1 pseudogene is annotated in these 1659 nt (G+C 58.3%); it reads left to right on the top strand.

Annotated elements, in window-relative coordinates:
* The first annotated feature begins 76 nt into the window (after positions 1–76).
* Positions 77–1629: pseudogene (locus tag OVY01_RS22880) on the top strand (IS3 family transposase).
* The last annotated feature ends 30 nt before the right edge of the window (positions 1630–1659 follow it).

A 1659-nucleotide genomic window follows, 5' to 3' on the forward strand; every position in this document is an offset into this window, starting at 1 on the left:
CCCCCGCTGTCAGAATAGTTGGAACCTGAATTGCTGTTAGAGTTTGAACCCTGACGGGGGCAGAGAGAAGATTCCGATGAAGTATTCTGAAGAGCGTAAGGAAGCGATCCTGAAGCAGTTGCTAGCACCGCACAATCGCACAGTGGTGGAAGTGGCCAAGGCAGAAGGCATATCCGAAGCGACCATATACAACTGGCGTAATGCCGCTCGTGGGCGAGGACGCCTGCTACCTGGCAACGCCCCTGACAGCGAAAGCTGGAGTTCGCAAGACAAGTTCAATGCGGTCTTGGAGAGCGCGGCATTGTCGGAAATGGAGCTGGCCGAGTATTGTCGGCGTCGCGGCTTATTTCCCGAACAACTTCGCCGGTGGCGCGCCAGTTGTGAGCAGGCCAACACACGTAGTCAGCAGGGTGGCCGCCAAGACAGCGAGGCGCTGAAGGTTGAACGCAAGCGCAGCAAGGACTTGGAGCGCGAACTACGTCGTAAGAACGCAGCGTTAGCAGAAACGGCGGCCTTGCTGACGCTCAGAAAAAAAGCGCGGGCGATCTGGGGGGGCGAGGAAGAATGACCAATGTCCTAGATCGCCAGCATGCAGTGGCATTGGTCGATGCGGCAAGGCAGGCGGGTGCTCGCCTTGATCGAGCGTGCGCTGAGATGCATATCGGACTGAACACTTATCGCCGCTGGTCAGCGGGTGTTGAGGATGGACGACGCAACGCGGTGCGTGCCAAGCCCTCACACGCGCTGAGCCGGGCGGAGCGCGAGGCGGTACTTCAAACTTGCCTGCGCCCGGAGTATGCCAGCCTGCCGCCCTCGCAAATTGTGCCTCGCCTGCTTGACGAGGAGGCGTGTTACCTGGCATCGGAGTCGACCTACTATCGCGTATTGCGTGAGGCCAACGCACAGCATCGCCGAGGGCGAGCCGCCGCACCACGGCGTTTAGGGCCACCACGCAGGCACCGCGCAGACGGGCCGAATCAGCTCTGGAGCTGGGACGTGACGTATCTGGGCGCGAGCGTGCGTGGGCAGTTTTATTACTTGTATCTCATCGTCGATATCTACAGCCGCAAGATCGTGGGTGCGGAAGTGTTCGAGGCGGAGAATATGGTGAACAGCAGCACGGTCATTCAGCGCGCCGTGCTGCGTGAGCAGTGTCTGCATCAACCGCTTGTATTGCACGCAGACAATGGCAGTGCAATGAAAGGCTCGACGCTGCAAGTGACATTAGAAAAACTGGGTATTACTGCCTCGCATAGCCGTCCCCGGGTATCAAACGACAATGCCTTCTCGGAAGCCTTATTCCGTACTTGCAAGTACCGCCCGGGCTACCCGCCCGACGGCTTCGCCAGCTTGCAAGACGCACGCGTGTGGGTGCATCACTTCATCAATTGGTACAACCACGAGCATCGCCATAGTGCGATACGGTTCGTCGCACCCGCTCAACGCCATGCGGCAGAGGATGCGCTGATTCTTGAAAAACGCAAACAGCTCTATGAACTTGCACGGCAGCAACACCCGGCACGATGGTCTGGCCAACTGCGCAACTGGCAACCTATTGGCAGTGTCTGGCTTAATCCGCGAACAGATCACGAAATGCGAAGCATCTTGCCTGAATTAGAGGCCGCGTAGATCACGTTCCAACTACCTTGACAGTCACCG

Source organism: Robbsia betulipollinis, assembly GCF_026624755.1.
In the GTDB taxonomy this organism is placed as follows: Bacteria; Pseudomonadota; Gammaproteobacteria; order Burkholderiales; family Burkholderiaceae; genus Robbsia; species Robbsia betulipollinis.